We start from the raw sequence: 25164 nt of genomic DNA on the forward strand, positions 1-25164 counted from the left end.
TGCCGAGTCTCGGCGGCCACGTCAAGACGGCGTTCGCTACGCAGCCAACCGGGCACACGGTGCAGTCACCGAGCACCGTTTCGAGACCCGTCCGCGCCGGTCACCACAGCGGCCAGTCACCACTGGTGGCCCAGCGGACCGCCACCACGGCGGCGGCGATGCTCCAACCACCCGCCGTGACGATGGCGACCCCGGTGGCCACCCCTCGGTCGCCGAAACGGACCAGCACCAGGGCGGTGGCCCAGGCCAGCAGACCGGCGAACACCGTCCACCACGCGTAGCTGGCCACGTCGGTGCCGAGCAGGCCGAACAGCAGCAGCCAACCGGCCGCCGCGCCGCCTCCGGCGGCGACACCACCGCCGGTGACCGGGTGCGGCTCGCGGTAGGTGGGCCGTGGCGGTGGCCCGGAGGGGAAGAGACCCGACGGGGCACGCGGAACCGGGCGGGCGGCGCCGAAATCCGGGCCAGGTTCGGGTCGGGCAATGGTCACCGTCGCTGCCCTCCCTCACGCGTGCCGCTCGTGCCCACGGTACCGGCTCTGCCAGGATGACCGGATGTCCTCGCCGACGATCAGCCGCCGCGCTCGTCCGGCGTACCCGATCCTGCTGTTGCTCGCCCCGGTGCTGGCCGCCGGCTGCGCGACCACCCGGCCGGGGGTGCCCGACGGCGCGGCGCCGACGCCACCGTCGGTCTGGGCGACCGCCGACCAGCCGGCGTCGCAGCCGCCCACGCCGGCGGCGACCGACCCGGGCTCCCCGGCGCCGTCGTCGGCCAGGCCGTCGGCGGCGGCACCCCGCACCGGGCTGAAGCATGTCTTTCCGGTACGCGCCGACAACGTCGACTACCACCCGACGCACGGGGCGTACCCGGCGACGGACCTCTTCGCCGACTGCGGCGAGCCGTTCGTGGCGGTGACCGACGGGACGGTGCTGGAGGTGAGCCGAGTGGACCGGTACCGCAAGCGTGGGCCGCAGGGCCCGGACAACGGCGGCCTGTCGGTCGCCCTGCTCGGGGACGACGGGGTGCGCTACTACGGCTCGCATCTGAGCGTCGTGACCGGCGGAATCGACGCCGGGGTGCGGGTCCGCGCCGGGCAGCAGCTCGGCAAGGTGGGCCGTACGGGCAACGCGAACAACGTGTGTCATGTGCACTTCGGCATCTCGCCGTCGTGCGCGGGCAAGGACGGCTGGTGGATCCGGCGCGGGGTGATCTGGCCGGCGCGTTACCTGGACTCCTGGCGGCGCGGCGGCAACCGGGAGCCGGCCACCGAGGTCACCGCGTGGCAACGCAAGCGCGGTTGCCCGAAGGCGCCCTGACATGGCTCGCGCGAGAGATCCCATCGCCGACCTGCGCCGGATCGCCTTCCTGTTGGAACGGGCGAACGAGGCCACCTACCGGGTACGCGCGTTCCGGTCGGCGGCGAAGGCGCTGGCCGGCATGCCTGCGGTCGAGCTGACCGAACGGGCCGGCAACGGCACGCTCACCGAACTGGCCGGGGTTGGTGACGTCACGGCCCGTTGCGTGGCGGAGTCCCTCGCCGGTGAGGAACCGGTCTACCTCCGCCGTCTGGTGGCGACCGAGGGCAGCGACCTGGACGCCGAGGCCACGGCGCTCCGCGCCGCCCTGCGCGGCGACTGTCACACCCACTCGGACTGGTCCGACGGCGGCTCGCCCATCGAGGAGATGGCGTTGGCCGCGGTGGAGTTGGGCCACGAGTACCTGGTGCTGACCGACCACTCGCCCCGGCTGACGGTGGCCCGGGGGCTGACCGCGGAGCGGCTGCGCCGGCAGCTCGACCATGTGGCGCAGGTGAACGCGGCGCTGCCCGAGGGTTTCCGGATCCTCACCGGGATCGAGGTGGACATCCTCGCCGACGGTTCCCTGGACCAGGACGACGACCTGTTGGCGCGGCTCGACGTGGTGGTCGGGTCGGTGCACAGCGGCCTGAAGGACGAGCGGTCGAAGATGACCCGGCGCATGCTGAAGGCGGTCGCCAATCCGCACCTGGACATCCTCGGGCACGTCACCGGCCGGATGGTGTCGTCCCGCCCGGCCGGGGTGACCGGTCCGGGCGATCGGGGGCACCGCGCGCGGACCAGGGCGGAGAGCGACTTCGACGCGGACGCCGTCTTCGCCGCCTGCGCCGAACACGACACCGCCGTCGAGATCAACTCCCGGCCGGAGCGGCAGGACCCGCCGAAGCGCCTGATCCGCCGCGCCCTGGAGGCCGGCTGCCGGTTCGCCATCAACACCGACGCGCACGCGCCCGGCCAGCTCGACTGGCAACGGTTCGGCTGTGAACGCGCCGCCCTCTGCGGCGTCCCCGCCGACCGGGTGATCAACACCTGGTCGGCGGAGCAACTGGTGGCCTGGACGCACACCCGCACCTGACCTCCGGCGCTGATCGAAACTGTGGTCTGTCAGCTGCGGGCGGGCTCGGCGGCGGGTGTGGCGGGAGCGCCGACGCCGACGACCGGGCTGCTCCGGCGACGACTGAACATCCCCTGCGAGACCGCGACCCCGAGCAGCACGATCAGCGCGCCGACCGGCTGGTGCCAGTTGAGTCGTTCGTCGAGCGCCAGCGCACCGATCAGCACCGCGAAGATCGGAACCAGGTACGTGACAGTGGACGCGGTGCTCGCGCCGGCCACCCGGATGTTGCGCATGTTGATCACGAACGCGAGCCCGGTGCCGAGCGCGCCGAGGGTCAGCACACTTGCCACCACCCCCGCCGACAGCTCGGTGGGTAGCGGTGGCAGGCCGGCGACGAAGGGAGCGACGATGGCCAGCTGCGCGGCCGCGAGGAGCAGTTGCGCGGTGGAGAGCGACAGCCCTGAGTACGCGCTGTCGGCGACGAACCGCTTCTGGTACGGGATGGCCACCCCGTAGCAGGCCGCCGCACCGAAGCACATGAGCTGCCCGGTGAAGTGCGCCCCGCCGATGCCCTCCCAGACACCGAGCACCACCAGCACCCCGACGAAGCCCAACCCGAGCCCGACCGCGCGGCGCACCGTGAGCCGCTCGGTGCGGAAGACCAGCACCGCCAGCGGCAGCACGATCAACGGCGTGGTGGCGTTCCAGATGCCGGCCAGCATCGACTCGACCCGCTGCTCGCCGTAGCCGAAGAGGGTGAACGGCACGGCCACGCCGAAGGCGGCGACGACGGTCAGGTGCGCCCAGACCCTGGGCTCGTGGGGCAGCCGGTCGCGCAGCATGGCGAGGACCACCAGCAGGGTCAACGCGCCGGCGACGACCCGGTAGAGGGTGAGTTGGACCGGGTGCAGCTCGGCCACCCCGACCTTGATGAAGAGAAAGCTGGAACCCCAGATCGTGGCGAGGGCGACAAAGCCGGGCAGCCAGGCGCGCACCGGCGCTTTGTCAGGAGTGGTATCGGTGGTCACCCCTGACACTCTGCCGTAACCGAACGACAAAGTCGCGCGCCTTTCGGCAGTCATGCCGTGCCTGAACCCGCAGCTCCAACACGACAAACGTCGGCGACACGGGGGTGGGGTGGTCACGTAGGGTCGCAGCGTGGGACGAATTGATGAACTCGCCAACCGCTACGTGGCCGAGTGGGCGCCCTTGAGCCCCACCGGCGCGACCTTCGTCGGCATCGCCGGCCATGACGACCAGCTCGACGACCTCTCGCCCGACGGCTACGGTGCGCGCGCGGACCTCACCCGCCGGACCCTGGCCGAGCTGGAGGTGACCGAACCGGAGAACGAATCGGAACGGACCGCCAAGGAGGCCATGCAGGAGCGGCTCGGCCTGGACCTCGCCAGGTACGACGCCGGTGAGGTGACGAGCGAGGTCAGCGTGATCACCAGCGGGCTGCACGAGATCCGCATGGTGTTCGACCTGATGCCCACCGCGACCAGCGACGAGAAGGCCAACATCGCCGCCCGGCTCAACGGCTTCGGTGCCGCGCTGGAGGGCTACAAGACCACGCTGCGGGAGGCGCTCGCCGCCGGTGAGGTCAGCTCGAAGGTGCAGTTGGTCGAGGTGGCCAAGCAGTGCGACATCTGGGTCGACCCGACCGGTGACAACTTCTTCCACGGGCTGGTCGAGCGGCTCGGGGCGGAGGGCACGCTCGGGGCGGAACTGCGCCGGGGTGCGGCGGCGGCGACCGCGGCGACCGCCGAGTTCGGCCAGTTCCTGCGTACCGAGATGGCCCCGCACGGGCGGGACAAGCAGGCTGCCGGTCGGGAGCGCTACGAGCTCGCCTCGCAGTACTTCCTCGGCGCCAAGGTCGACCTGGACGAGACGTACGCCTGGGGCTTCGCCGAGCTGGCCCGCCTGGAGGCGGAGATGCGGGTCGTGGCGGGGCGCATCGCCGGCTCCGGTGCCACCGTCGACGAGGCTGTCACCAAGTTGGACGCCGACCCGGCCCGGACCATCCAGGGCAAGGAGGCATTCCGGGACTGGATGCAGGCGCTGGCCGACAAGGCGATCACCGAGCTGCACGGCACCCACTTCGACATCCCCGAGCAGGTCCGCCGCATCGAGTGCTGCCTCGCCCCGACCAGCGACGGTGCCATCTACTACACCGGCCCGAGCGAGGACTTCTCCCGCCCGGGTCGGATGTGGTGGGCGGTGCCGCAGGGCATCACCGACTTCTCCACCTGGCGAGAGGTGACAACGGTCTACCACGAGGGCGTGCCGGGTCACCATCTCCAGGTGGCGCAGACCGCCGTCCGGGCCGACCTGCTCAACCGTTGGCAGCGGCTGCTCTGCTGGGTCTCCGGGCACGGTGAGGGCTGGGCGCTCTACTCGGAGCGGCTGATGGACGAGCTGGGCTACCTGGAGGATCCGGGCGACAAGCTGGGCATGCTCGACGGCCAGGCGATGCGCGCGGCCCGGGTCATCGTGGACATCGGCATGCACCTGGAGCTGGAGATCCCGAAGGACAATCCGTTCGGTTTCCACCCGGGCGAGCGGTGGACGCCCGAGCTGGGCTGGGAGTTCATGCGGGCGCACTGCCGGGTTCCGGACGAGAACCTGCGCTTCGAGCTGAACCGCTACCTGGGTTGGCCGGGGCAGGCGCCGTCGTACAAGGTGGGTGAGCGGATCTGGCTCCAGGCCCGCGAGGACGCCAAGGCCCGCAAGGGCGCCGATTTCGACCTGCGGGAGTTCCACCGGCAGGCGTTGGACCTGGGCGCCCTGGGTCTCGACCCGCTGCGCCGGGCGCTGGCCCGGCTCTGACCGGGCGGTGGCCGCGCGCGCCGACGGTACGACGAGTCCGTCGCCGCGCGCGGTCACGCCCCGAGCCGGGACTGCTCGCCCGATCGAACGCTTCACCCCCGAGGGGCTCAGCCGAGGGTGAGTGCCAACGCCGGACGGGCGGTCAGCGTGTCGCTGGTGACGTACGCCAGGTCGATGCTGGGGTCGGTGAACGTGATCGGGATGGGCGAGGTGATCGGAAGGCCGTCCGGTAGCGGCAGATCCGGAGTCAGCGTGATCTTGATGCCGAGCAGTCGGCCGACGAACCGGGTCGCGTAGAAGGCCACGTCTCCCCGCACTGTCAACTGGTTGGTCGCGTACCGCTGGTTGCGCCCGGCGGGGCCGTCGGCCCGCAGCAGGAAGTCGGTGGTCACCGCCTCCCGCATGCTGAACTTCAGCACCTTGAGGTCGCCCTTCGCGGTGTGCAGGTCCGTCACTCCGTCGAACCGCAGCCCGGTCATCCGCACCGACGAGCCGGTGAGCTTAGACGGCGTCTGGGCCACCGTCGGCAGGGCCGGATCGGCGGCGATCCGCGGCAGGAGTCTGCCCGGCTGCACCGTTCCCGGCTTGCCTGGTGCCGTTCCGGGTCTGCCGGGGGCCGGCTTGCCCGAGGGCTGCGACGGACAGTCGGTGGGGCTGGGGCGGGGCGTCGCCGTGCTGGTCGGCGTGGCGGTGGGACGCACCGTGGGCGCGGGGTCCTCGTGGCCCCCGATGCCGAGCAGATCGCCGATCCCGTCCAGGATGTCGGTGATCACGTTGCCGTCCCGCGCCGGGCTCGGGGTGGGCGTCGGCGTGGTCGCGCCGCGGGTGGGCGACGGGGTGACGGCCCGGGGCGGGGTGGGACAGCCGGTCGAGGCAGGTCGGTTCGGCGCGGCCTGTACCGCTCGGGGCTGGCTGGCCAGGCCGACGGCTGCCAGGCCGAGGACGACGAGAGCGATGGCGAAGGCCCGCGGATCAGCGCCGTCCTGGTCATCGCCGCTCTGCTCGGTCTCGGCCGGCGGCGGGGTGGGTGGTGTGGGGTTGATCGGGGTCCAGGCGAAGGCGAGCGCGCTGCCGACGATGCCGAGCAGCAGGCCGACGAAGAAGCCGCCCAGGTTGAGCCCGATCAGCGAGTAGACCGCGGTGACCGCCGCGACGACCGAGTAGAACAGCCGCTGCGCCGGGGTGAACCAGAGCAGCAGCCCGCAGGTCACCAGGATGATCGGGATCAGCAGCGAGAGCAGACCTGTCGCACCGCTGTGGAAGCTGAGACCGTTGAGGGTCATCCGGGTGGAGGCGAACATCTCCAGCCCGGCCAGGGCGATGAGCAGTCCGCCCCAGAACGGCCGGCTGCGTTGCCAGCGGCGGAAGAGCCGCCACGCCTGAGCCGGACCACCGGGCCGGGCGTGGGACGGGTTCGCGGTTGTCACGTACTCCTCCTGCCCGAGCGGGGACGGGACCGAGCGGGTTGGGGCATGGGCCCGGCCCGCGGTGGTGAGCACCGCGGGCCCGGGCTCAGCTCAGAAGCACTCCTTGCCCTTGGCGTCGTCGCCCACGTTGACCTTGAGTCGGAGGCCGACCAGGTTGAACGTGGCCGCCGTGGTGTAGCGGGACACCTGTTGCAGGTTGGTGATGGTGACGTGGTCGGAGTTCTGGCCGAACGAGCCGGCCTGCGCCGTCGGGTTCAGGTCGGTGGCGTCCCGACCGATCCTGATGTTGGTGAAGGTCGCGTTGCCGTTCAGCGAGTCCATCGCGATCAGCAGGTCCTTGGCGCGGGCGGGTTCCTTGCCCTCGCCGGCGTTGATGGTGAGCACCACCGGCAGTCCCGGCAGGTCGGCGCGGACCGACTGGCAGAGGCTGTACAACTCGGCGCTGCTGATCTCGGAGAGCGCGATCGGGTGGACCTGACCGGCTTTGCCGTCCTTGCCCTTCTCGCGGACGATGCCGCCGTACTGCTTGAAGCCGTCGCCCTCCAGGCGGTCGGCACCGATCTTGAATGTCTGCCCGGAGACGGTGATGTCGGACGCGATCGCGCCCGTCGACATTCCGAAGAGGATGGCGCCGGCAGCCGCCGTGGCGGGCACCATCATGGCGGCGAAACGCCACCATCGGGTACGACCCTGACTGTCTGACCGATCCTGCACGGGTTCCTCCTCGGGTCGATGCGCGCGAGTGGCCGGTCTGCGAGAGCGGGCGGCCCGGACTGGGGCCCGCCGCCTGTTACCGGCTGGTAACCATCGGGCTTGATGGTGCACCCGTAGCGGCGCAGGTCACAACCCCCTGATTACCGAGCGGTAACAGTCGGGCGACCAGGCGGAGATGGAGCATCACCGAATGTGAGTGAACTCGCCCTCGCAACCCTCCTCAATAGCCACAAGAAGGGCGAATAGCGGTGGCTGGACAAGCGCACCGTGACCCTACATTGACAAATTACAATCGAATAACAAATGTAAAGTACGCAGGTCGTACGGGTTGCCACATGACCGAGGGGTGGGCCGCGATCGCGGTCCACCCCTCGGTCGTACGTCCAGTCGTACGCGCGTCAGCGCTGCTCCACCTCGCCCGGGGCCGGACGCTGGGTCGGCACAGTCGGGTCCTCCGACTTCCAGTTGGTCGACGCCGGCGGGATCTCGTCGGTCAGTGGCCCGCCCACCGGCTGCGGCCTGGGCTGCTCGACGGTGTCCGTGTCGCGTACCGGCTCCTGGTCCACCCGGGTCGGCGTCGGGTCGTCCACCGCCGGCTCGGCGCGGTGCCGGGCCGTCCCACCCTCGGGGCGGGTCACCAGCCACACACCGAAGACGACAGCGATCAGACCGAGGACAGCAGCGACGATCGGGCCCCAGAAACTGATCAGGCCGATCTTGAAGCGGTTGTCCTTGACCGTCTCGACACTGCGGCTGACGGTGTCGTCGGTGTAGTTGAAGTCCGCGTCCAACAGCACGGTGGGGGTGCCGGTGTTGGGGCGCAGCTCCTTGTGCTGCTGCTCCCGCACGTTCACGTAGGAGCCGGTGACCGGGTCGACCCAGAGCGTGCGGATGTTGCTGTAGACCACCTCGCCGCTGGTCGCGCCGGGCGCGAACTTGCCGACCAGCGTCTGGATGCTGCTCTCCGGGGTGGCCAGCACCTCGTTCTCGATCCGCTGCTCGAAGCGGTACGCCTCGATGCCCTTGACCTTCTCGGTGCCGACGAACTTGGCCGGGACGGCCCGCTTCAGGTCACGGTCGAAGACCTGGTAGTCGCGCTTGGCGGTGCCGAACGGGAACTTGTAGATCTGGCCGGAGTACTTCACGTTGCCGACCGGAGTTCCGTCCGCGCCGGTCTCGTTGAGCCACTGGTCCTTCCACGAGGCGGCCGCACCGGAGATCCGGTAGAGCGCGAGCTCGGTGCTGTACTGGCTGACCACGTCCTGGTTGTCGGTGCGCCGGACCGTCTGGTAGACGTCCCAGATCACCGCGTCGCCCTTGAGGTCCGCCGGCAGCCGATCCTTGGTGTCGTCGGGCTGCGGAATGACCTCCACGTTGGACACCAGGTCGCCCTGCGGAACCTCGATGCTCACCGCGCTACCGGTTGCTGTGATCTTCAGGAACCTGGCGTTCTTCGCCTCGGCGACGGACGTCGTTGGCTCAAGATCGTAGGGGAGCTTGGTCACGGCTGGGGCCACGTAAAACGGCAGCCCGGCCGCGAAGACCAGCAATAAGACGCCAAGCCCGAAGAGCGCGGCGCCCACGCGAAGCTTCACTCATCCTCCTGTAACCTGCCGCCCTACGACCTGTTGTCCGGGGCACCCGATCCTTAACATGGCGGGAGGTTACTCCCCGGTCACCTTCAAAGCGACCCCCTGGATGTCCAGATGTCCACAGCCGCCGCGCCAACAGTTTCGGAGCCTTCGGCAACCGGCCGACTTCCCGCCCTCGACGCGCTGCGAGCAATCGGCGCGGTGGCGGTCGTCGGTCACCACGTCGGGTTCCAGACCGCCGTCACCATGAACACCGCCTGGGGCGGTTGGCTGGCTCGACTGGACGTCGGCGTCGCCATCTTCTTCGTACTGTCCGGGTTTCTGCTGTTCCGTCCGTGGGCGCTCAACGCCGCGACGGGCCGGGCCCGACCCGGCGCCGAGCGCTACCTGTGGCGGCGAGCCCTGCGCATCCTGCCCGCCTACTGGTTGGCGGTCGCGGTCTGCCTGATCGTCCTGCCGCAGAACGGGCAGGCGTCCCTCGGCGACTGGATCCGCCACCTCACCTTCGCCCAGATCTACCAACCCGGGCAGTTGCGCGCCGGGCTCAGCCAGACCTGGAGTCTCGCCACCGAGGTCGTGTTCTACCTGATCCTGCCGTTGATCGCCGTGCTCGCCGTCGGCCGGTCCTGGCGTCCGGTCCGGACCATCGTGATCGTCAGCGGCAGTGCGTTGCTGACCGCCGCGTGGCTCACCATGATGGGGCTCGGCTGGCTCGACACCTCCCTGCACACCATGTGGTTCCCCTCGTACGCCGCCTGGTTCGGCACCGGGATGGCGCTGGCGACGGCGCACGTCGCCCTCCGCACCGGGACCGCGCCCGCGGCCTTCCGGGTCCTGGACGACCTGGCCTCGGCGCCGGTGACCTGCTGGGCCGCCGCCGTCGGCCTGATGGCGATCGCGACGACGCCGGTCGCCGGCCCCCGCGACCTCACCGAGCCGACGGCCGCCGAGTTCGGCGTCAAGCTGGCCCTCTACCTCGTGATCGCGGCGCTGATCCTGATCCCGGTGGCCTTCGGCGGGGCGAGCCGGGCCAAGCAGGTCTTCGGCAGTTCGTCCGCCCGGTGGCTCGGCGCGGTCTCGTACGGACTGTTCCTGTGGCACCCCATGGTCATCGAACTCATCTACCTGGTCGACGACCGACCGCTGTTCACCGGTGGGCTACTCGACACCTTCGCCCTCACCATGGCCTTCGGTCTGGTGTACGCCACCGTCAGCTACTACGGCGTCGAGCGGCCCCTGCAACTGCTCGGATCGCAGGGTCGGCGCCGATCCACGGGGCGTGGGCAGACGCCCGGGACCCCCGCCAGCGACGTCGCCGCACCCGCCACCACGCCGCCGACCATCCCGGCTGGCACTGCGGTGCCCACGGTCGGCGGGTAGCGCCCAGCGCTGGCCCATCGGGGCATTGCCGGCCGGCACACCAGCCCCTAATGTGACGCGGGTCGCTAAATTACTTGAGAGTAGGGTTCGCGTGGAGCGTCGCTTCGGCATGCCCGGACACGTGTTGTTCCTCAACTGGCGAGACACCCGTAACCCCGAGGGCGGCGGTTCCGAGGTGTACGTCGAACGGATCGCCGCCGAGCTGGTGGCGCGCGGATTCCGCGTCACCCTCTTCTGCGCCGCCCACAGCCAGGCTCCGGCGGACGAGGTCAACGAGGCGGGCGTACGGCTGGTACGGCGCGGCGGTCGACACAGCGTCTACCTCTGGGCGGCACTCTGTTACGTCGGGGGCGCGTTGGGCATCGGCCCGCTGGCGGCCCGCCGCGGCGGGCGGCCCGACATCCTGGTCGACGTCTGCAACGGGTTGCCCTTCCTCGCCCCGCTGTGGGCACGACGCCCGGTGGTCAAGCTGATCCACCACGTGCACCGCGAGCAGTGGCCCGTGGTGCTTCCACAGTGGGCTGCCCGGTTCGGCTGGTGGATCGAATCGTCGCTCGCCGTACGCCTTTACCGGCGGTGCCGGTACGTCACCGTCTCCGAGGCGACCCGCCGAGAGTTGGCAGTGCTCGGCGTACCGCCGGAGCAGGTCTCCGTGGTGCACAACGGCACCCCGGCTATGCCCCACACCGACGCCGAACGGGCGACGTTCCCGCTGCTCGTGACGCTCAACCGGCTGGTGCCACACAAGCGGGTGGAGGTGGCGCTGCGGGCCGTCGCGGCCCTCGCCGACGAGCTGCCCCAACTACGTCTGGTCGTCGCCGGTCAGGGCTGGTGGGAGTCGCACCTGCGGGAACTCGCCGCGGAGCTGGACATCACCGAGCGGGTGGACTTCCGGGGCTTCGTCACCGAGGAGGAGAAGGCCGCCCTGCTCGCCTCGGCCTGGGTGGCCCTGACCCCGTCCCTCAAGGAGGGCTGGGGGCTCACGATCGTGGAGGCGGGTTCGGCGGGCACCCCGACGGTGGCGTTCCGGGGAGCGGGCGGAGTCGCCGAAGCGGTCGTCGACGGGCGTACCGGCCTGCTGGCCGACGACATCGACGACTACCTGATGAAGGTGCGCACGCTTCTGCACCAGGACGAGCTGCGGCGGGAGATGGGCGCCCAGGCCCGGGAGCACGCCGCCAGCTTCACCTGGCAGGCTGCGGGTGGGCGCTTCGAGGCGATCCTCAAGGGTGTGGAGTCGCCCCGCCCAGTGCAGCAGCGGGGCGAGCCGTCCTACCTGTCGCCGTAAACCGCAGGGGCGTACGGGTCCTTCTTACCGGCCCGCTTGGCCGCCTCCGAGACGAGCTTGGCCTCCTTGGCGGCCTCCTCGTCGGTGGCGGTCGCGGCGGCCGAGATCCCGCCGAGAGCCAGGATCCCCAGCAACGCCGCCACCAGGCCAGACACGACCAGGGTCAGAGCTCTACGCATGCCAATCCTCCAATGGCGAGACGTGCGAGCGGACGTTACCACGCGGTAGCTCGCCGGTGTAGGGCCGAAACGGCGGCAGCGATGACCACCAGAAGGGCACCGCTGAGGGCCGCCACCACCGCCAGTCGGGCCGGTCCGGACGGGCTCGGCCGCAGCACTGTCTCCGGGTTGCGGTACAGCGTCAGGAACGGTCCGTCATGGATCGTCACCAGGCCGCCGAGCACCTGGGGATCCACCTCGCCGGAGACCTCGTGCTGCACCAGGACCCAGCGCACACCCGTGGTCCAGACCGGCCGCCCCTCGGCCAGCGCCCGGCGGATCTCACCGACGCGCGGGTTCTCGCCGGCCACCGCGACGTCGCCGACCCGGAGTGTGTCGTCGGTCAGGACCGTCCCCGGCAGAAAGCGGGGCGCCGGGTCCAGGACCACCCGGCCAGGGTTCCACGGGTACGCCCGATACGCGCTCAGCGGCAACGCCAGGATCTCCCCCGGCTCCTCCTCGATCTGCTCGGCGACCCGCTGCCACTCGGCCGGATAGCTCACCGGCCGAAGCCGACCGACACCGCCGAACGCGAGGTCCGGCAGGACGGCCACCGGTAGGAACAGCAGCCCGACCAGGACCACTCCGGCCACCTCCCGGTCGATCCGGGCCACCAGCCGCTCGGCGCCCAACGCCGCGCACACCACCAGCAGGAGGGCGTACGGCGCCAGAAACTTCTGCCCGTCTCGCAGCAGCCCCGCGCCCGGCAGGTGCACCACCGCCCAGCGCAGCGCGGCATCCCCGCCGGGGAGCAGCCCGAGGGCGGCGAGCAGAAAGCCGGTCCCGGCGAGCACCGCCAGACGCGCCGCCCCACCCTGGGGTAGCCGGCGCCGCAGCAGGCCCACACCGACACCGGCCAGGATCAGCAGCACGAGGGTCGCCACCGGCACCAGTGCCGCCGCGCGACTGGAGGGGGTGGCCTGTGCGCTCCAGATCCCACCGGTGCCCGCCAGCGCCACCAGCGGGCCGGCCCAGTTCTCCGAACGCGCCGCGAACGCCGCCACCCCCGCCGGGTCCGAGGAACCCCCGGCACCGGTGACCAGGGCCGCGACCACCCAGGGAAGGTTGAGCGCCCCGACCGCGGCCAGAGCCTGCCAGGACCGGTGCGGATGCATCCGCTGCGACACCAGCAGCGACCGGGGCGCGCGCATCCGGTCCGACGCCAGCACCAGCACCGTGCCCAGCGCGATCAGACCGCCAGTCGGCGTGATGGCGGCCGGGGCGGCGGCGAGCACCACCCGGGCGAGCGCGCCGTCGCGCCCGGCCCGCAGGTCCAGCGCCGCCCGCACCAGCCAGGGCAGCGCGGCGTACGCGAGCAGCAGCCCCCACTGCCCGATCAGCAGCCGCTCGGCGAGGTACGGCGACCACGCGTACGCCAATGCGGCGAACAGCCGGACCGCACGCCGTTCGGTCGGCACCAACCGGCCGGCGCCGACCGCCGCGAGGAAGACCGCCCCGGCGAGCGCGAGGCGCTGCACCACCCAGCCCGGCACGAGCTGGGTGATCAGCGAGACCAGTGCGTCCATCGGCACCGCCCGGGGCAGACTCTGCGCCGGGGCGACGAGATCCCAGGTCAACGGCTGCCGGGGTACGAACACCATGTCGTACAGCAACGCGTAGCCGGGCGCCGCCAGCGGGGCCAGCACCACGACAGTGACCGCCGCCGCGACCGCGTACAGCGACAGCGTGTCCCGCGCCCGCCGAACCGGTGCGGCCTCGACACCGTCGGTCGGCTCAACCATTCACGATGCCGGCACCGCCCGGCCGACGGTGATCAGCTCGGTGCACACCCCGACCCCTGGCGTTCGGACGGTGACCTCGACAGCGTCCCCCGCACCCTCCAACAGGAAGAACAGGTCGTTCAGCCCACGTCGCAGGGTGATCTCGCGGGTGGCGTCCCCGAGCCGGAACAGCGCTGTGGAATCACCCGAGCTGAGGTAGCCGAAGTGCACCACGTACGGCCACTCCACCAGGTACCCGTCCAACGGGATCCGAGTGGGTCGGCCGCCCTCGGCCAGGTGCCCGCAACCGTCCACCGGGCCGGGCACAATCTTCCGACCCTGGACCACCACCGGACGGATCCGGCCGAGATCATCGAATGTCGACGGCCGCGCGGCCTCCGTCACGAAGGTGGGTCGACGCTCGGCCGGGCGGAAGAAGTGCGACTGGAGATTGTCCGGCCAGAAGTAGCCGGCGATCACCCGGTCCGGGACGGCGGTGTCGAAGAAGACCGTGCCCGGCGGCGCTGCGGCGAGCTCGGTCTGGGTCGTCGCGAGATAGTCCCGCCCGTACTTCGTACTCCAGTTGTCCCCGAAACGGGCAGTGCTCCACAGGGTGCCCACGCCGATGGTCGCCAGGACGACGATCATCGAGACCAGGCCGACGGCGAACGCGCCCGGTTCCCGCAGGACCGTCGGCACCGGCCACGCCGACACCTCGTCCTCGTCGGTGTCCTTGATCCCCAGTAGGGCCGCGCCCACACAGATCGCCGCGACAAGCACCACGTCGGCGACGTACCGGGCGACGACGCCGACCAGTGGGCCGAGCGGCCCGCCGAGCCGGGTGATGGCGAAGAGCGCGGCGACCAGGGCCAGGTAGGAGGTGAGCAGCAGCCATGCCCGGCCGGCCGACGGGCGTCGCCGGACGGTCACCACGACGAGCGTCGCCAGCACCGCCCAGGACAACCACTTCGCGATGTCGTACGGGTCGACCAGCGGGGGACCGTCACCGGCGTAGCTCCAGCGCCAGGGGCCTCCGAGCAGACCCGGCACCACGGTCTCGCCGACCAGGTCACCGAGGAAGGCCAAGACCTGACCGATGGACGAGGGTTCGTCCAGCTCGCGGGCGGCGGGTCGGGTCACGTAGAACGCCAGGTACGCCCCCGACAGCGCGCTGAGCATCAGCCAGGCCGGCCATTGCCGGCGGATCGCCGTCAGGAGGCTGCGCCACACACCACCGGACGTGAAGAGGAAGACGGTCAGCAGGAACAGCAGCGGCACGATCAGCAGGGACTTGGTGTCGAAGAGCAGGCCGAACACCAGCCAGAGCGCGACCGCCACGAGGTGACGCAGACGACCGGTCCGCACGTACCGGACCTGGGCTGCCACCGCCATGACCAGGGCCAACTGCATCGGCAGCACGAGCAGCCCGACCAACCACAGCGAGGAGACCTCAAGCGTGAGTGGGCTGAACACGAACAGGCACAACGGAATGAGCAGGCCCCAACCGGGGCGGAGCAGATCGCGCAGCAGCCGGTAGAGAGCCATCCCGGTCGCCGCCTGGCCAACCGCCAGCAGCAACACCCACGGCCAGGTGGCGAAGCCCGCCGCCCGCACCATCGCCCACGCCACCAACAGGCCGCCGGGCATGAGGTGGTTGTTGAACGTACGCAGGAGGTAGTCCGCGTCCAGCCCGGTGTCGAGGACCTGGGCGGCGATGACGAACTCGTCCTGCGAGAACCAGCCACGGGTGGCGAGGCCGGCCCGCCAGGCGACGGACACCGCGATGAGGGCGATCGCCACGGCGCGGACGGGGTCGGCGCGGAGCCATCGGCCGATCGGCCCGGGCCCGTCGCCGTCGGACGCGACGCGTTCCGGATGCGTCTCGGCCTCAGCTTCTGGCATTGACATGGTCGGCAGCCTGCCACACGCTTACACGCCGTGGGGACGGCCGTTCTCCCGATAACGCCACCGCAGCGCCCCTGGTCGCCCGTCCGTGCCCGGTCCGGATAACGTCGCGCGACAGTCGTCGGCTGCAGGTGCGCGTCCGGCCGGTGAAGACAGGAGCCGAAATGCGTGCAGAGGTGGCCAGTGGCGCCGCTCCGGGGTCCAGCCGGAGCCGGCACACGGCCCGACGGTTCCGGCACCTGGTCATCTGCATCGCTCTCACCGCCCTCGCCTTCCAGCAGGCCCCGGGCCAGGTCGTCCCGGACACCAAGGTCGACCTGTTCGTCAACCCGGCCGGGTGGCTGCTCCGCTCACTGCACCTGTGGGACCCCACCGGCACGTTCGGTCAACTACAGAACCAGGCGTACGGCTATCTCTGGCCGATGGGCCCGTTCTTCCTGCTCGGGTCGGAGTCCGGCCTCGCGCCGTGGGTGGTGCAGCGGCTGTGGTGGGCACTGCTCTTCTGCGTCGCCTACCTGGGGGCCGTGCGCCTGGCGGGCCGCCTCAACATCGGAACGCCCGCCGGGCGCATGATCGCCGGCGTCGCCTTCGCGCTGTCACCGCGCATCCTCACCCAGCTCGGCTGGTCCTCGGTTGAAGCCTGGCCCAGCGCCGTCGCCCCCTGGGTGCTCATTCCGCTGGTCGGTCTCGCCGCCGGCACGCGACTGCGACGCGCCGTCGCCGCGTCGGCCGTCGCCGTCGCCTGCGCCGGTGGGGTCAACGCCACCGCCGTCTTCGCCGTGGTGCCACTGGCCCTGCTCTGGCTCGCCACCGTCCAGCCCGTACGCCGCCGGGTCACCGCCATCGCCGCCTGGTGCGGCGCGGTGGCCCTGGCCACGGCGTGGTGGTTGGTTCCGCTGCTGGTCCTCGGGCGGTACAGCCCACCCTTCCTGGACTACATCGAGACCGCCCGAAACACCACGAGCGTCACCGACGGGGTGACCACCCTGCGCGGCGCCTCCTACTGGGTCGCCTACCTGGCCTCCCCGTTCGGGCCGACCATCCCGTCCGGTGCGCGACTGGCCAACGAGGCGGTGCTGGTCGCCGCCACACTGGCGGTCGCCGCCCTCGGTGTGCTCGGGCTGTCCCGACGGGGGATGCCGCACCGCCGGTTCCTCATCACCGGTCTGGTGCTCGGCGTCGCGCTCGTCGGTCTCGGGCACGTCGGTGACCTGCCGAACATCCTCGCCGGGCCACAGCGGGAGTTCCTCGACGGCGTCGGCGCACCCTTGCGCAACGTGCACAAGTTCGACGTCCTGCTCCGCCTGCCCCTGTGCCTGGGCATGGCGCACCTGATCGGGCTGGCCGTCCGGGCGGCGCGCACCGCGCCCGCGCGGCACCGCCCACGAACAGTCGCACGCGCCTGGCTGACCGCCGGCACCGCCATCGTCGCCGTCACGGCGGTCGCCACGCCCGCCCTCGCGGGCGGTCTCGCCACCCCCGGCAGCGTCAAGGAGGTGCCCGGCTACTGGCACGACGCCACCGACTGGCTCGACGCGAACATGGGGCGCGGGCGGGTGCTCGTCGTACCCGGGGCGCGTTTCCCGTCGTACGACTGGGGCAACACCACCGACGAGATCACCCAGCCGCTGCTCGACAGCCGGTGGGCGGTACGCAACGCCATCCCCTTCACCCCACCGACCACGATCCGGCTGCTGGACGTGATCGAGTCGACGCTCGCCACTGGTGCCGGGTCGAGCGGCCTGGCGGACCTGCTGGCCCGGTCCGGAATCAGTCACGTCCTGTTCCGCGCCGACCTCGACCACGGCCGCTCCGACACGGCCCGCCCAGCGGTGGTCCGGCAGGCGCTGGAGCGCTCACCCGGGTTGACCCGCGTCACGTCCTTCGGCCCCCTGCGCGGCGGGCCCTCGTCCCCCGACGAGTTCCGCGACCATGGCCTCGACGTGCCCGTCCGGGCGCTGGAGGTCTACCGGGTCGACCGGCCCGTCGAGCCGGTGGTCGCCTATGACAGAGCCGACGTGACCACGGTGGTCGGTGGCCCCGAATCACTGCTCGACCTCGCCGCGGCCGGGCAGCTCGGCTCGGCACCCACCGTCCTGGCCGGCGACGCGTCGAGCGCCGACGTCGTCGGACCGGTGGCGATGACCGACGGTCTGCGCAGGCGGGACGTGTCGTTCGGCGGACTGCGTGACAACACCTCCCAGACGTTGACCGCCGACGACACCTTCGACGTCACCGCACCCGCCCACGACTACCTGCCCGAGTGGGGTGCCGAACACTCCACCGTCGCCCGGTTCGAGGGCATCAACGCGATCCGCACCTCCACCGCCCGCTCGCAGGTGGACTCGCCCGGCGGTGCCCGCCCCGAGCACCAGCCGTACGCGGCGATGGACGGCAACCCGGCGACCTCCTGGCAGTCCGCGCCGTACTCGCCCAGCGACCAACAGTGGATCGAGGTGGGCCTCGCCAACCCGACGACTGTCACCCGCGTCGAGGTGTGGTTCGACCTGAAGGCCGACGCCCTGCCCACGACGGTGACCGTCAGCGCCGGGTACGAGAGCAGCACCATCGAACAGTTCACCGACCACATGGTGTTCGAACTGCCCGGCGTCCACGCCACCCGCGAGGTCCGGGTCTCGGTCGACAGCGCGTACGACCTGCGCCCGTTCGGAAACGGCTCGGTCGGCATTGCAGAGATCAAGATTCCGGGCATCAAGACCAGCCGCACCCTGGTCCTACCCGCCGCACCGGCGACCGACCGGCCGGCGACCGTCGTCGTGTCCGCGGCACCCACGACACCGGCCTGCTTCTCGGTCGACGGGTACCCGCGCTGCTCCACCGACGCCATCCGTGGTTCGGAGGACGGGTCCACCATCGACCGGACCCTGACCCTGCCGGCCGGCGGCGCGTACGACGCCAAGCTGTGGGCACGGCCGACGGCCGGCCCCGACCTGGACAACGCCCTCGACAAGCTGGTGACCGATGCGCAGCCGCTGCGCCTCTCGGCGCAGATCAGCGCCTCCTCGACGGCCGTGCCCGACCCGAGCGGCCGGGCCGGGGCGGCGCTCGACGGGAACCCAGCCACCAGCTGGTCACCGGCGATCGACGACGAGGCACCGATCCTGCGACTCAAGTGGCTCAAGCCGCAGACCATCAACGGGCTCCGCTTCTCGACCGACGACAGGACGGCCGCCACCCGTCTCGGCAGCGTGCGCGTGGTCGGCGACGACGGCTTCCGCAGCAGCCTGATCGGCGACGACGGGCTGCTCCGCCTGGACCCGCCGATGCGGACCGACGAGATCACCATCCAGTTCCTCGACAAGCCGTCCGCCACCAGCACCGACCCGTACAAGCTGCGGCTGCCGGAGCGGCTGCCCATCGCGGTCGGTGAGGTGACGGTGCTACCCGGAGCGCCCACCGTCGGCCCGCGCCTCGACGCACCCCTCTCGCTGGCCTGCGGATCGGGGCCGACGCTCCAGGTCGGCGCGGCGCGGGTGACCACCACGCTGCGAGGCACGCTCCGCGACCTGCTGGAAATGCGCGAGATGCCGGTGACGCCGTGCGGCCGGAACACGCCCCGGCAGCTTGACCTGGGCCGCGGGGAGCACCGCATCGTCGCCACCCCGAGCGAGCTGGCCTCGCCCACCACTGTCGCCCTGGTACCGAAGACGACCACACTGGCCTCGGCCACCGCCAGCGCCATCGAGATCGAGTCCTGGGCGGCCACCGAACGACGGGTACGGGTGGCCAGTCACCCCGTCGACCGGGTGCTCGCGGTACGGGAGAACACCAACACCGGCTGGCAGGCCACCCTCGGCGGGCGAACGCTGAAGCCTCTGGTGGTGGACGGGTGGCAGCAGGGCTGGATCCTTCCCGCCGGCGCTTCCGGAGAGGTGCTGCTGCGTTTCGCCCCGGACACGCCGTACCGGGCGGGGCTTCTCCTCGGCGGCACCCTGCTCGCGGTGGTGGTCCTGCTCGCGGTGGTGCCCGCCCGACAGCCCACCGGGCGAACCTCGGCGACCGTCCGACCACGCGGCCGACGTCGAGTCACCCGCTCGCTGCCGCTGCTGGCCGTCGGAGCCGCCGCGCTGGTGCTGTGGAGCGGCCTCATCGGCGGTCTGCTGGTCGCGGCGGGATTCATGCTGGCGGTACCCGGCCCACGCCGCCTGCCCTGGCCGGCCTATCCACGTCGAGCCAGGACGATCAGCCGGGCCGTCGAGACCTGGCTCCCCGGCGCGCTCGTGCTGCTCGCCGGGTTGCTCTACCTCGACTCGACGCGGCGGAACACCGACGCGCTCGTGCAACTCACTGTCGTCGCCGCACTGGGTGCCCTCTGGCTCTCCACCGCCGCCCGACGACGCCCGGTACGCCGGCCCGCCCCAACCGCCAGGACCGCAGCCGTCGCGGCGGCTGCGCCGACCGAGGAGGGACCGGAGCCGGACGCCAGGGAGCCGGACGGAACCAAGCCAGCCGACGGGCAGCTCCCGACCTTCTCCGAGATCACGTGATCCCCCGGCGACCCGTCCGTCGGGAAAAGACGGCCCAGACGGAGCTGACCCGCGGCTGGAGCACGGGCCTCGGCGCTGCCGGGGTCAGCGTCACCCTGGCCGGGGTGCTGGTCAACGGCCTGGCCTACCTGGTGCCGGTCCTGGCCGCCCGGCGGCTCGACCCGGCCGACCTCAGCGTGCTCGCCGCCGCCCTCGGACTGGTGGCCATCGTCGGTGTGCCCGGGCTCGGCCTGCAACTCGCCGTCGCCGTGCACCGCGCCCGGCACGGCGCATCCGACACTCGGCGGCTCACCGCGGTCACCGCCGCCGTGTGCGCGGGAACCCTCGTCGCGGCGACACCACTGCTGGTCATCGCCCTGGATCTCCCGGTCGAGATGCCCGCGCTGCTGGCGGTCACCACCGCGGCGATCGTACTCTCCTCCCGGTCCCTCGGAGAGTTGCAGGGAAGTCAACGCTTCCTACGACTCGCCGTCGGGATGGCGGTGCTCGCCGCCGGCCGCTACGGCGGCGTGATCGCCGGGTTGCTGCTCGGCACGGGACCGACCGGCGCGCTCGCTGTCGGCGCGTTGACCGCCGCCCTCACCCCTGCGGTGCTGGCCCGACTCGCCCGCGAGCCGCAACGGTCGTCCACCGCCCCACGGCTGACCGTCGCTCAGGTCGTTGCCGGCTGCGGTGCGACACTGGCGATGCTCGTCGTCTCCTACGCCGACCTGCTGCTGTCCCGGCAACTGCTGTCCCCGTCGGATTCCGGGGCGTACTCGGTCGGCACCGTCCTGAGCAAGGGCGCGCTCTGGGCACCCCAGGTAGCCGCCGTCCTCGCCCTACCGAGGCTGGCTCGCGGTGACCGGCGCAGCCGAACGGTCGCGCTCGCGGTGACAGGCGGGTGCGGCATGGTGCTCGTTCTCGCCTCGACGCTGGCCGGGGGGCTCGCCTTCCGCCTCGCCGGTGGGCCCGACTACGACCACCTGGGCCGGTACGCGCCCCTCTTCGCGGCGGTGGGTGCGCTCTACGCGGTGACGTTCGTGCTGCTCAACGACCGCCTCGCGGCCGGCGCGCGCTGGGCGGCGGCACCGCTGTGGCTGGGCGTGGCGGGCCTGGTGGCCGTCACCGCGAGCCTCCGGCCCCACACCGTCCCCGGTCTCCTCCTCGCGGCCCTGGGCACGGCCATCGTCACCACCGCGCTGATGGCGGTGACGGCCCGTCGGCCCGCCCCGGTTCCGGCGGCCGACCCGACTAGCCCTCCGCCAGCCAGTCCGTCAGCAGTCGGTGGTCGATCGAGTCCACCCGACCGAGCGGGCGACCCGAGGCCACCCGGTCCCGCAGCTCCGCCCGGGTGAACCAGCGCGCCTCCAGCAACTCCTCGCCGTCGACGCGTACCTCGTCGGAGGTGGCGGTGGCCCGGAAGCCCACCATCAGACCGGCGGGGAACGGCCACGCCTGTGACCCCTGGTAGGTCACGTCGGTGACGGTCACGCCCGCCTCCTCGCCCATCTCCCGACGGACCGCGTCCTCCAGGCTCTCGCCGACCTCGACGAAGCCGGCCAGCGTCGAGTACGCGTCCTCGGCCGCGCCCGCGTGCCGGGCCAGCAGACAGCGCCCGGACCGACCGGGTGCCTCGACCAACACGATGATGGCCGGCTCGATCCGGGGGAACAGCAGACGTCCACACTCCGAGCCGGTGCAGGTCCGCAGGTGCCCGCCACCGCCGGCGACGGCCGGCGCGCCGCACGTCCCGCAGAATCGCTGCTGCCGGTGCCAGTGCAACAAACCCCTGGCGTACGCCAGGACGGCCGCGTCGCCGGGTTCGAGCCGCCCGACCAGTGCCCGCACGTCGACGGACCGCACCGCACCGGCCATCTCGACGGCGGACTGCTCGGGTAGCGCCGAGAGGTCCGCTGCGAAAACGGCGGCCTCCCCGTCGAGCCCCAGGAAGACGGTCTCGCCGGCGGCGGACCGGACCAGTGCCGCGCGCTCCGCGCTGAGCCGGACCGGCCCGTGCCCGTCGACGAGACAACGGTCCCGCCAGATCGGCAACAACACGGCGGTCGACCCGGTGAGCAGCGCGCCCAACCGCGTCGGATCGGTGCGCAACGGTCCCGCCCGGTCCAGCGACCCGCCCCCGTACGCCAACACCCGCTCCGCAGTGCCCACCCGGTCACCGTGCCACGTCGATGATGAGCCGTCGGCACCGCCCCCGGGCCGATGCGACACGCCGAACGACACGCGGTAGCAGCGCCTGGCGGGCGCAGCCGACGAGGACGGCCAAGCATTCGTTACCGTAGGTGCCTCCGGGAGGGAGGACCTCCCGCGGCACCCTGGCGATCGAGGTTGCAGTGACGCTGTACGGCGAAAACAGTCCACCCGCCGACGACCGGCCCACCGTGCAGGTCACCGCGGTCACCTGGCCGGACGGACCTGAACCGGTCACCACAGCCGCCCCCGGCGAGCCGGACGGCGGCCCGCGCCGGCCGCGTCGGGTGCGCATGCTGCTCGCCACAGGCATCACCGGCGGCGTCCTCGCCGCCGTGGCGGGTGCCGGCGCCTGGGCGTACGCCGGTGACGTTCCCCGTGGCACCAGCGTGCTCGGCACCGAACTGGGCGGCCGGAGCCGCGCGGACGCCGACCGGGAGTTGCGGGCGGAGCTGGACCGGCGGGCGGCAACGCTGGCCACGCCACTGAAGGTCACCGTCGACGGGCGCACCGCCGAGATCAACCCCGCAGACGTGGGGCTGACCGTCGACGTGCCGGCGACCGTCGCGGCAGCCGCCGAGGCCGACGCGCACCCGGTCAGCCGGTTGGTCGGCTCCCGCACCGTCGAGCCCGTGGTGACCGTCGACGAGGGCCGGTTGGACGACGCGCTCCGTAAGGTGCTCGGCGACCAGGCCCAGGGCATGACGATGCCGGCGATCACCTATCAGGGCACCACGCCGAAGGTCGTACAGCCCAAGCCCGGGCTGGCTCTGAACCCGGAGCGTTCCGCCGAGGTGGTCCGCACCGGCTGGTTGGCCGGCGCTCCGGTCACCGTTCCCCTGGTGGAGACCCATCCGGCGACCACCGCCGAGGAGTTGGACCGGATGGTCAGCGAGCTGGCGAAGCCGGCGGTCGCCGCACCGGTCACCCTGCGGACGAACAAGGGCCAGGTGACGATCCCGCCCGCCGCCATCGCGAAGAGCCTCCGGTTCGGTGCCGACAAGACCGGCAAGCTCACCCCCTCGGTGGACGTCAAGCGGCTGCGGGCGGCGCTCGGCGACAAGCTGACCGCCATCGAGGTGCCACCGAAGGACGCCACGATGACGATCTCCGGTGGCCGGCCGACCGCCAAGGAGGGGAAAGCCGGGCAGCAGCTGGACACGGCAGCCCTCGGTCGAGACCTGCTGGCCGTGCTGCCGAAGGCGGACGGCCGCGAGGTGACCGGCGAGTTGAAGCCGACGCCGCCGCAACTGACCGGGGAGAAGCTCGCCGGGCTGGGCATCAAGGAGCGGGTGTCGACCTTCACCACCCGGTTCACCGGCGGCATGGCCTCGTCGCGCAGCCAGAACATCGCGACCATCGCGAGGAAGGTGGACGACACTGTCGTACTGCCGGGGAAGACGTTCTCGCTCAACGGGCACACCGGCGAGCGCGGCTACGCCCAGGGCTACCGGGACGCACCCGTCATCCTCGACGGCAAGCTGGTGCCGGGCGTCGGCGGCGGCACCTCGCAGTTCACCACCACGCTGTTCAACGCGACCTACTACGCCGGCCTGGAGGACGTCGAGCACAAGCCGCACTCGTACTGGTTCGACAGGTACCCGGCGGTCATCGAGTCGACGATCTTTTGGCCGAATCTGGACTTCAAGTTCCGCAACAACACCGAGTACGGCGTGCTCATCGACACGTCGTACACGTCGAGCACGATCACCGTCTCGATCTGGAGCACGAAGATCTACGACAGCGTGAAGACCGAGTACGGGCCGCGACGCAACATCACCACGCCGAAGCAGATCCACCTGACTCCCGGCCCCTCGTGCATCGAGACCAACGGCATCAACGGCTTCACCCAGGACGCCTTCCGGGTCATCAAGAAGGCCGGCACGGTGGTCAAGCGGGAGAAGTTCACCTGGCGCTACGACGCGGAGCCCCGCTACGTCTGCGGGCCGAAGACGTCCTGAGCCCTGGCTGTCCGCCGCACGACTCGAACGCTCAGGGCCGCCGTGACCACGACCAGCACCGTCGCGGCGCTCCACAGCGGATAGGCCACTGACCGGGTGTCCAGCCAGGTCTCGTGGAACGCACCGCCATCCGCGGTCGCCCGGCGGTGCCGCCAGCTGAGCAGGTGGAGGACGACGGTGCCGAGAACGGCCACGAACCACGTCCACATTGTCAGGGCTGGCGGCCACCGCACCGCGTCTCCCAGCCACTGCGCAGTGCGCCGCACGTAGTGCTGCCAGATGACGACGACGGCGACCGCGACGAGTGAGGCGAGCATCCACAGCCGATCCGCCGCGACTGTCACGAAGCCGGTTGGGAACGGTTGACTTACGATCATGTACGCGTACCAGACAGGCGCCACATCGACGTTGCCGTGGGTTATCACCTCAATGCGGTTCTCGTAGTGCCCCATCATGAGGATGGTGCGAACGATGTCGACGACCGCCCACACGGTCAGCGCGACCGCTGCCAACCGGGCCGTGCCCTGCAGCCCGCGCTGCCGCTGGATCGACGTGTGCGACGCATTCCCAGCGTGTGGTTCCTGGGGAGGCAGCCTCATGAGCACCCCCGCGTCTCAGAAGTCACCGCACGAGTATCGACCACCGACGGTACCGGCGCGACCCCGTACGGGCAGCCCAGCCTCGTCCGCACGGCCCGACTCTGTGCCGCTCAGCAGCGCCGCCCTGTTCCGGACGGTGCGGCCCGGTGAGTCGACCACCGCGCGGCGGCCGGCGAACTCAGTCACCGGTCACGGGCTGAGCCAGGAAACGCAGAACGGGCCACCCGCATGGGTGACCCGTTCTGGAAGATTGTCCGGCGGCGTCCTACTCTCCCACACCCTCACGAGTGCAGTACCATCGGCGCTGGAGGGCTTAGCTTCCGGGTTCGGAATGTAACCGGGCGTTTCCCCTCCGCCATGACCACCGTAACTCTATGAACATATCAAACAACCCCGGCACACAATCACGGGTGTTCGCTTGTTCAGAGTTGCACAGTGGACGCGTAGCAGCTTAGTAGT

General features: G+C 71.4%; 18 protein-coding genes and 1 rRNA gene. 8 read left to right on the forward strand and 11 right to left on the reverse strand.

From position 1 onward, the window contains the following. Window positions 1–100 precede the first annotated feature (100 nt). Window positions 101–490: a hypothetical protein gene (locus tag ACIBEF_RS04855; RefSeq protein WP_396791233.1), complete on the reverse strand. Its 390-nt coding sequence runs from the start codon at window positions 488–490 to the stop codon at window positions 101–103. Between the two features lie 64 nt (window positions 491–554). Here ACIBEF_RS04855 and ACIBEF_RS04860 point away from each other — a divergent pair, with 64 nt between their 5' ends. Both ACIBEF_RS04860 and ACIBEF_RS04865 read left to right on the forward strand, forming a co-directional pair. Further along, the gene (locus tag ACIBEF_RS04860; RefSeq protein ID WP_396791235.1) at window positions 555–1316 is read left to right on the forward strand and encodes a M23 family metallopeptidase; all 762 of its coding nucleotides are present in this window, start codon (window positions 555–557) and stop codon (window positions 1314–1316) included. A gap of 1 nt (window position 1317) precedes the next feature. Beyond that, window positions 1318–2391, forward strand: coding sequence for a PHP domain-containing protein (locus tag ACIBEF_RS04865; RefSeq protein WP_396791237.1), 1074 nt, complete (start codon window positions 1318–1320; stop codon window positions 2389–2391). Between the two features lie 29 nt (window positions 2392–2420). On the opposite strand, the gene ACIBEF_RS04870 is transcribed toward ACIBEF_RS04865, so the two are convergent. Then, entirely contained in the window at window positions 2421–3401 is a 981-nt protein-coding gene (locus ACIBEF_RS04870; protein ID WP_396791239.1) for a DMT family transporter, read from the reverse strand. Between the two features lie 130 nt (window positions 3402–3531). Between ACIBEF_RS04870 and ACIBEF_RS04875 the strand changes: the two genes are divergently transcribed. Beyond that, entirely contained in the window at window positions 3532–5202 is a 1671-nt protein-coding gene (locus tag ACIBEF_RS04875) for a DUF885 domain-containing protein (RefSeq protein ID WP_396791241.1), read from the forward strand. A 107-nt stretch (window positions 5203–5309) separates the two neighbouring features. Here ACIBEF_RS04875 and ACIBEF_RS04880 read toward each other — a convergent pair whose 3' ends face one another. The 3 genes from ACIBEF_RS04880 to ACIBEF_RS04890 form a co-directional block, all read right to left on the reverse strand. Then, window positions 5310–6629 (reverse strand): DUF6114 domain-containing protein, encoded by a 1320-nt coding sequence (locus ACIBEF_RS04880; RefSeq protein ID WP_396791243.1) that lies wholly within the window; start codon window positions 6627–6629, stop codon window positions 5310–5312. A gap of 90 nt (window positions 6630–6719) precedes the next feature. Then, window positions 6720–7343, reverse strand: coding sequence for a DUF6230 family protein (locus tag ACIBEF_RS04885; RefSeq protein ID WP_396791245.1), 624 nt, complete (start codon window positions 7341–7343; stop codon window positions 6720–6722). 398 nt (window positions 7344–7741) lie between these two features. Further along, window positions 7742–8938 carry a DUF3068 domain-containing protein gene (locus tag ACIBEF_RS04890; RefSeq protein ID WP_396791247.1) on the reverse strand — a complete coding sequence of 399 codons (1197 nt, stop codon included), beginning with the start codon at window positions 8936–8938 and terminating at the stop codon, window positions 7742–7744. Window positions 8939–9049: 111 nt separating this feature from the next. Between ACIBEF_RS04890 and ACIBEF_RS04895 the strand changes: the two genes are divergently transcribed. Together ACIBEF_RS04895 and ACIBEF_RS04900 are read left to right on the forward strand one after the other, a co-directional pair. Beyond that, the gene (locus tag ACIBEF_RS04895) at window positions 9050–10315 is read left to right on the forward strand and encodes an acyltransferase family protein (RefSeq protein WP_396791249.1); all 1266 of its coding nucleotides are present in this window, start codon (window positions 9050–9052) and stop codon (window positions 10313–10315) included. A 109-nt stretch (window positions 10316–10424) separates the two neighbouring features. Beyond that, a complete protein-coding gene (locus ACIBEF_RS04900; protein WP_396791251.1) occupies window positions 10425–11603 on the forward strand; it encodes a glycosyltransferase family 4 protein in 1179 nt (392 codons plus the stop codon). Here ACIBEF_RS04900 and ACIBEF_RS04905 read toward each other — a convergent pair. From ACIBEF_RS04905 to ACIBEF_RS04915, 3 genes are read right to left on the reverse strand one after another with little or no spacing between them, the layout of a single operon-like run. Beyond that, window positions 11588–11782, reverse strand: a complete 195-nt coding sequence (locus ACIBEF_RS04905) for a hypothetical protein (RefSeq protein WP_196920206.1) — start codon at window positions 11780–11782, stop codon at window positions 11588–11590. The genes ACIBEF_RS04900 and ACIBEF_RS04905 overlap by 16 nt on opposite strands. Window positions 11783–11817: 35 nt before the next feature. After that, window positions 11818–13563 (reverse strand): hypothetical protein, encoded by a 1746-nt coding sequence (locus tag ACIBEF_RS04910; RefSeq protein ID WP_396791253.1) that lies wholly within the window; start codon window positions 13561–13563, stop codon window positions 11818–11820. Continuing rightward, a complete protein-coding gene (locus ACIBEF_RS04915) occupies window positions 13564–15444 on the reverse strand; it encodes a hypothetical protein (RefSeq protein ID WP_396791286.1) in 1881 nt (626 codons plus the stop codon). It lies immediately after the preceding gene. Between the two features lie 167 nt (window positions 15445–15611). Here ACIBEF_RS04915 and ACIBEF_RS04920 point away from each other — a divergent pair, with 167 nt between their 5' ends. Together ACIBEF_RS04920 and ACIBEF_RS04925 are read left to right on the forward strand one after the other, a co-directional pair. Beyond that, complete coding sequence (locus ACIBEF_RS04920) at window positions 15612–19955, forward strand: alpha-(1->3)-arabinofuranosyltransferase (protein ID WP_396791255.1); 4344 nt, start codon at window positions 15612–15614, stop codon at window positions 19953–19955. After that, window positions 19952–21292 carry a lipopolysaccharide biosynthesis protein gene (locus ACIBEF_RS04925; RefSeq protein WP_396791257.1) on the forward strand — a complete coding sequence of 447 codons (1341 nt, stop codon included), beginning with the start codon at window positions 19952–19954 and terminating at the stop codon, window positions 21290–21292. Before ACIBEF_RS04920 ends, ACIBEF_RS04925 begins: the two co-directional genes overlap by 4 nt. Here ACIBEF_RS04925 and nudC read toward each other — a convergent pair. Beyond that, window positions 21189–22106, reverse strand: a complete 918-nt coding sequence (nudC, locus tag ACIBEF_RS04930; protein WP_396791259.1) for an NAD(+) diphosphatase — start codon at window positions 22104–22106, stop codon at window positions 21189–21191. The genes ACIBEF_RS04925 and nudC overlap by 104 nt on opposite strands. Window positions 22107–22288: 182 nt before the next feature. Here nudC and ACIBEF_RS04935 point away from each other — a divergent pair, with 182 nt between their 5' ends. After that, window positions 22289–24106 (forward strand): VanW family protein, encoded by a 1818-nt coding sequence (locus ACIBEF_RS04935; RefSeq protein WP_396791261.1) that lies wholly within the window; start codon window positions 22289–22291, stop codon window positions 24104–24106. Here ACIBEF_RS04935 and ACIBEF_RS04940 read toward each other — a convergent pair. Further along, on the reverse strand, window positions 24079–24705 hold the full coding sequence (locus ACIBEF_RS04940) for a hypothetical protein (RefSeq protein WP_396791263.1): 627 nt from the start codon (window positions 24703–24705) through the stop codon (window positions 24079–24081). The two genes, ACIBEF_RS04935 and ACIBEF_RS04940, sit on opposite strands and share 28 nt — an antisense overlap. A 252-nt stretch (window positions 24706–24957) precedes the next feature. Beyond that, a 5S ribosomal RNA gene (gene rrf / locus ACIBEF_RS04945) occupies window positions 24958–25074 on the reverse strand. Window positions 25075–25164: the final 90 nt, after the last annotated feature.

Source organism: Micromonospora sp. NPDC050795, assembly GCF_044456785.1.
In the GTDB taxonomy this organism is placed as follows: Bacteria; Actinomycetota; Actinomycetes; order Mycobacteriales; family Micromonosporaceae; genus Micromonospora.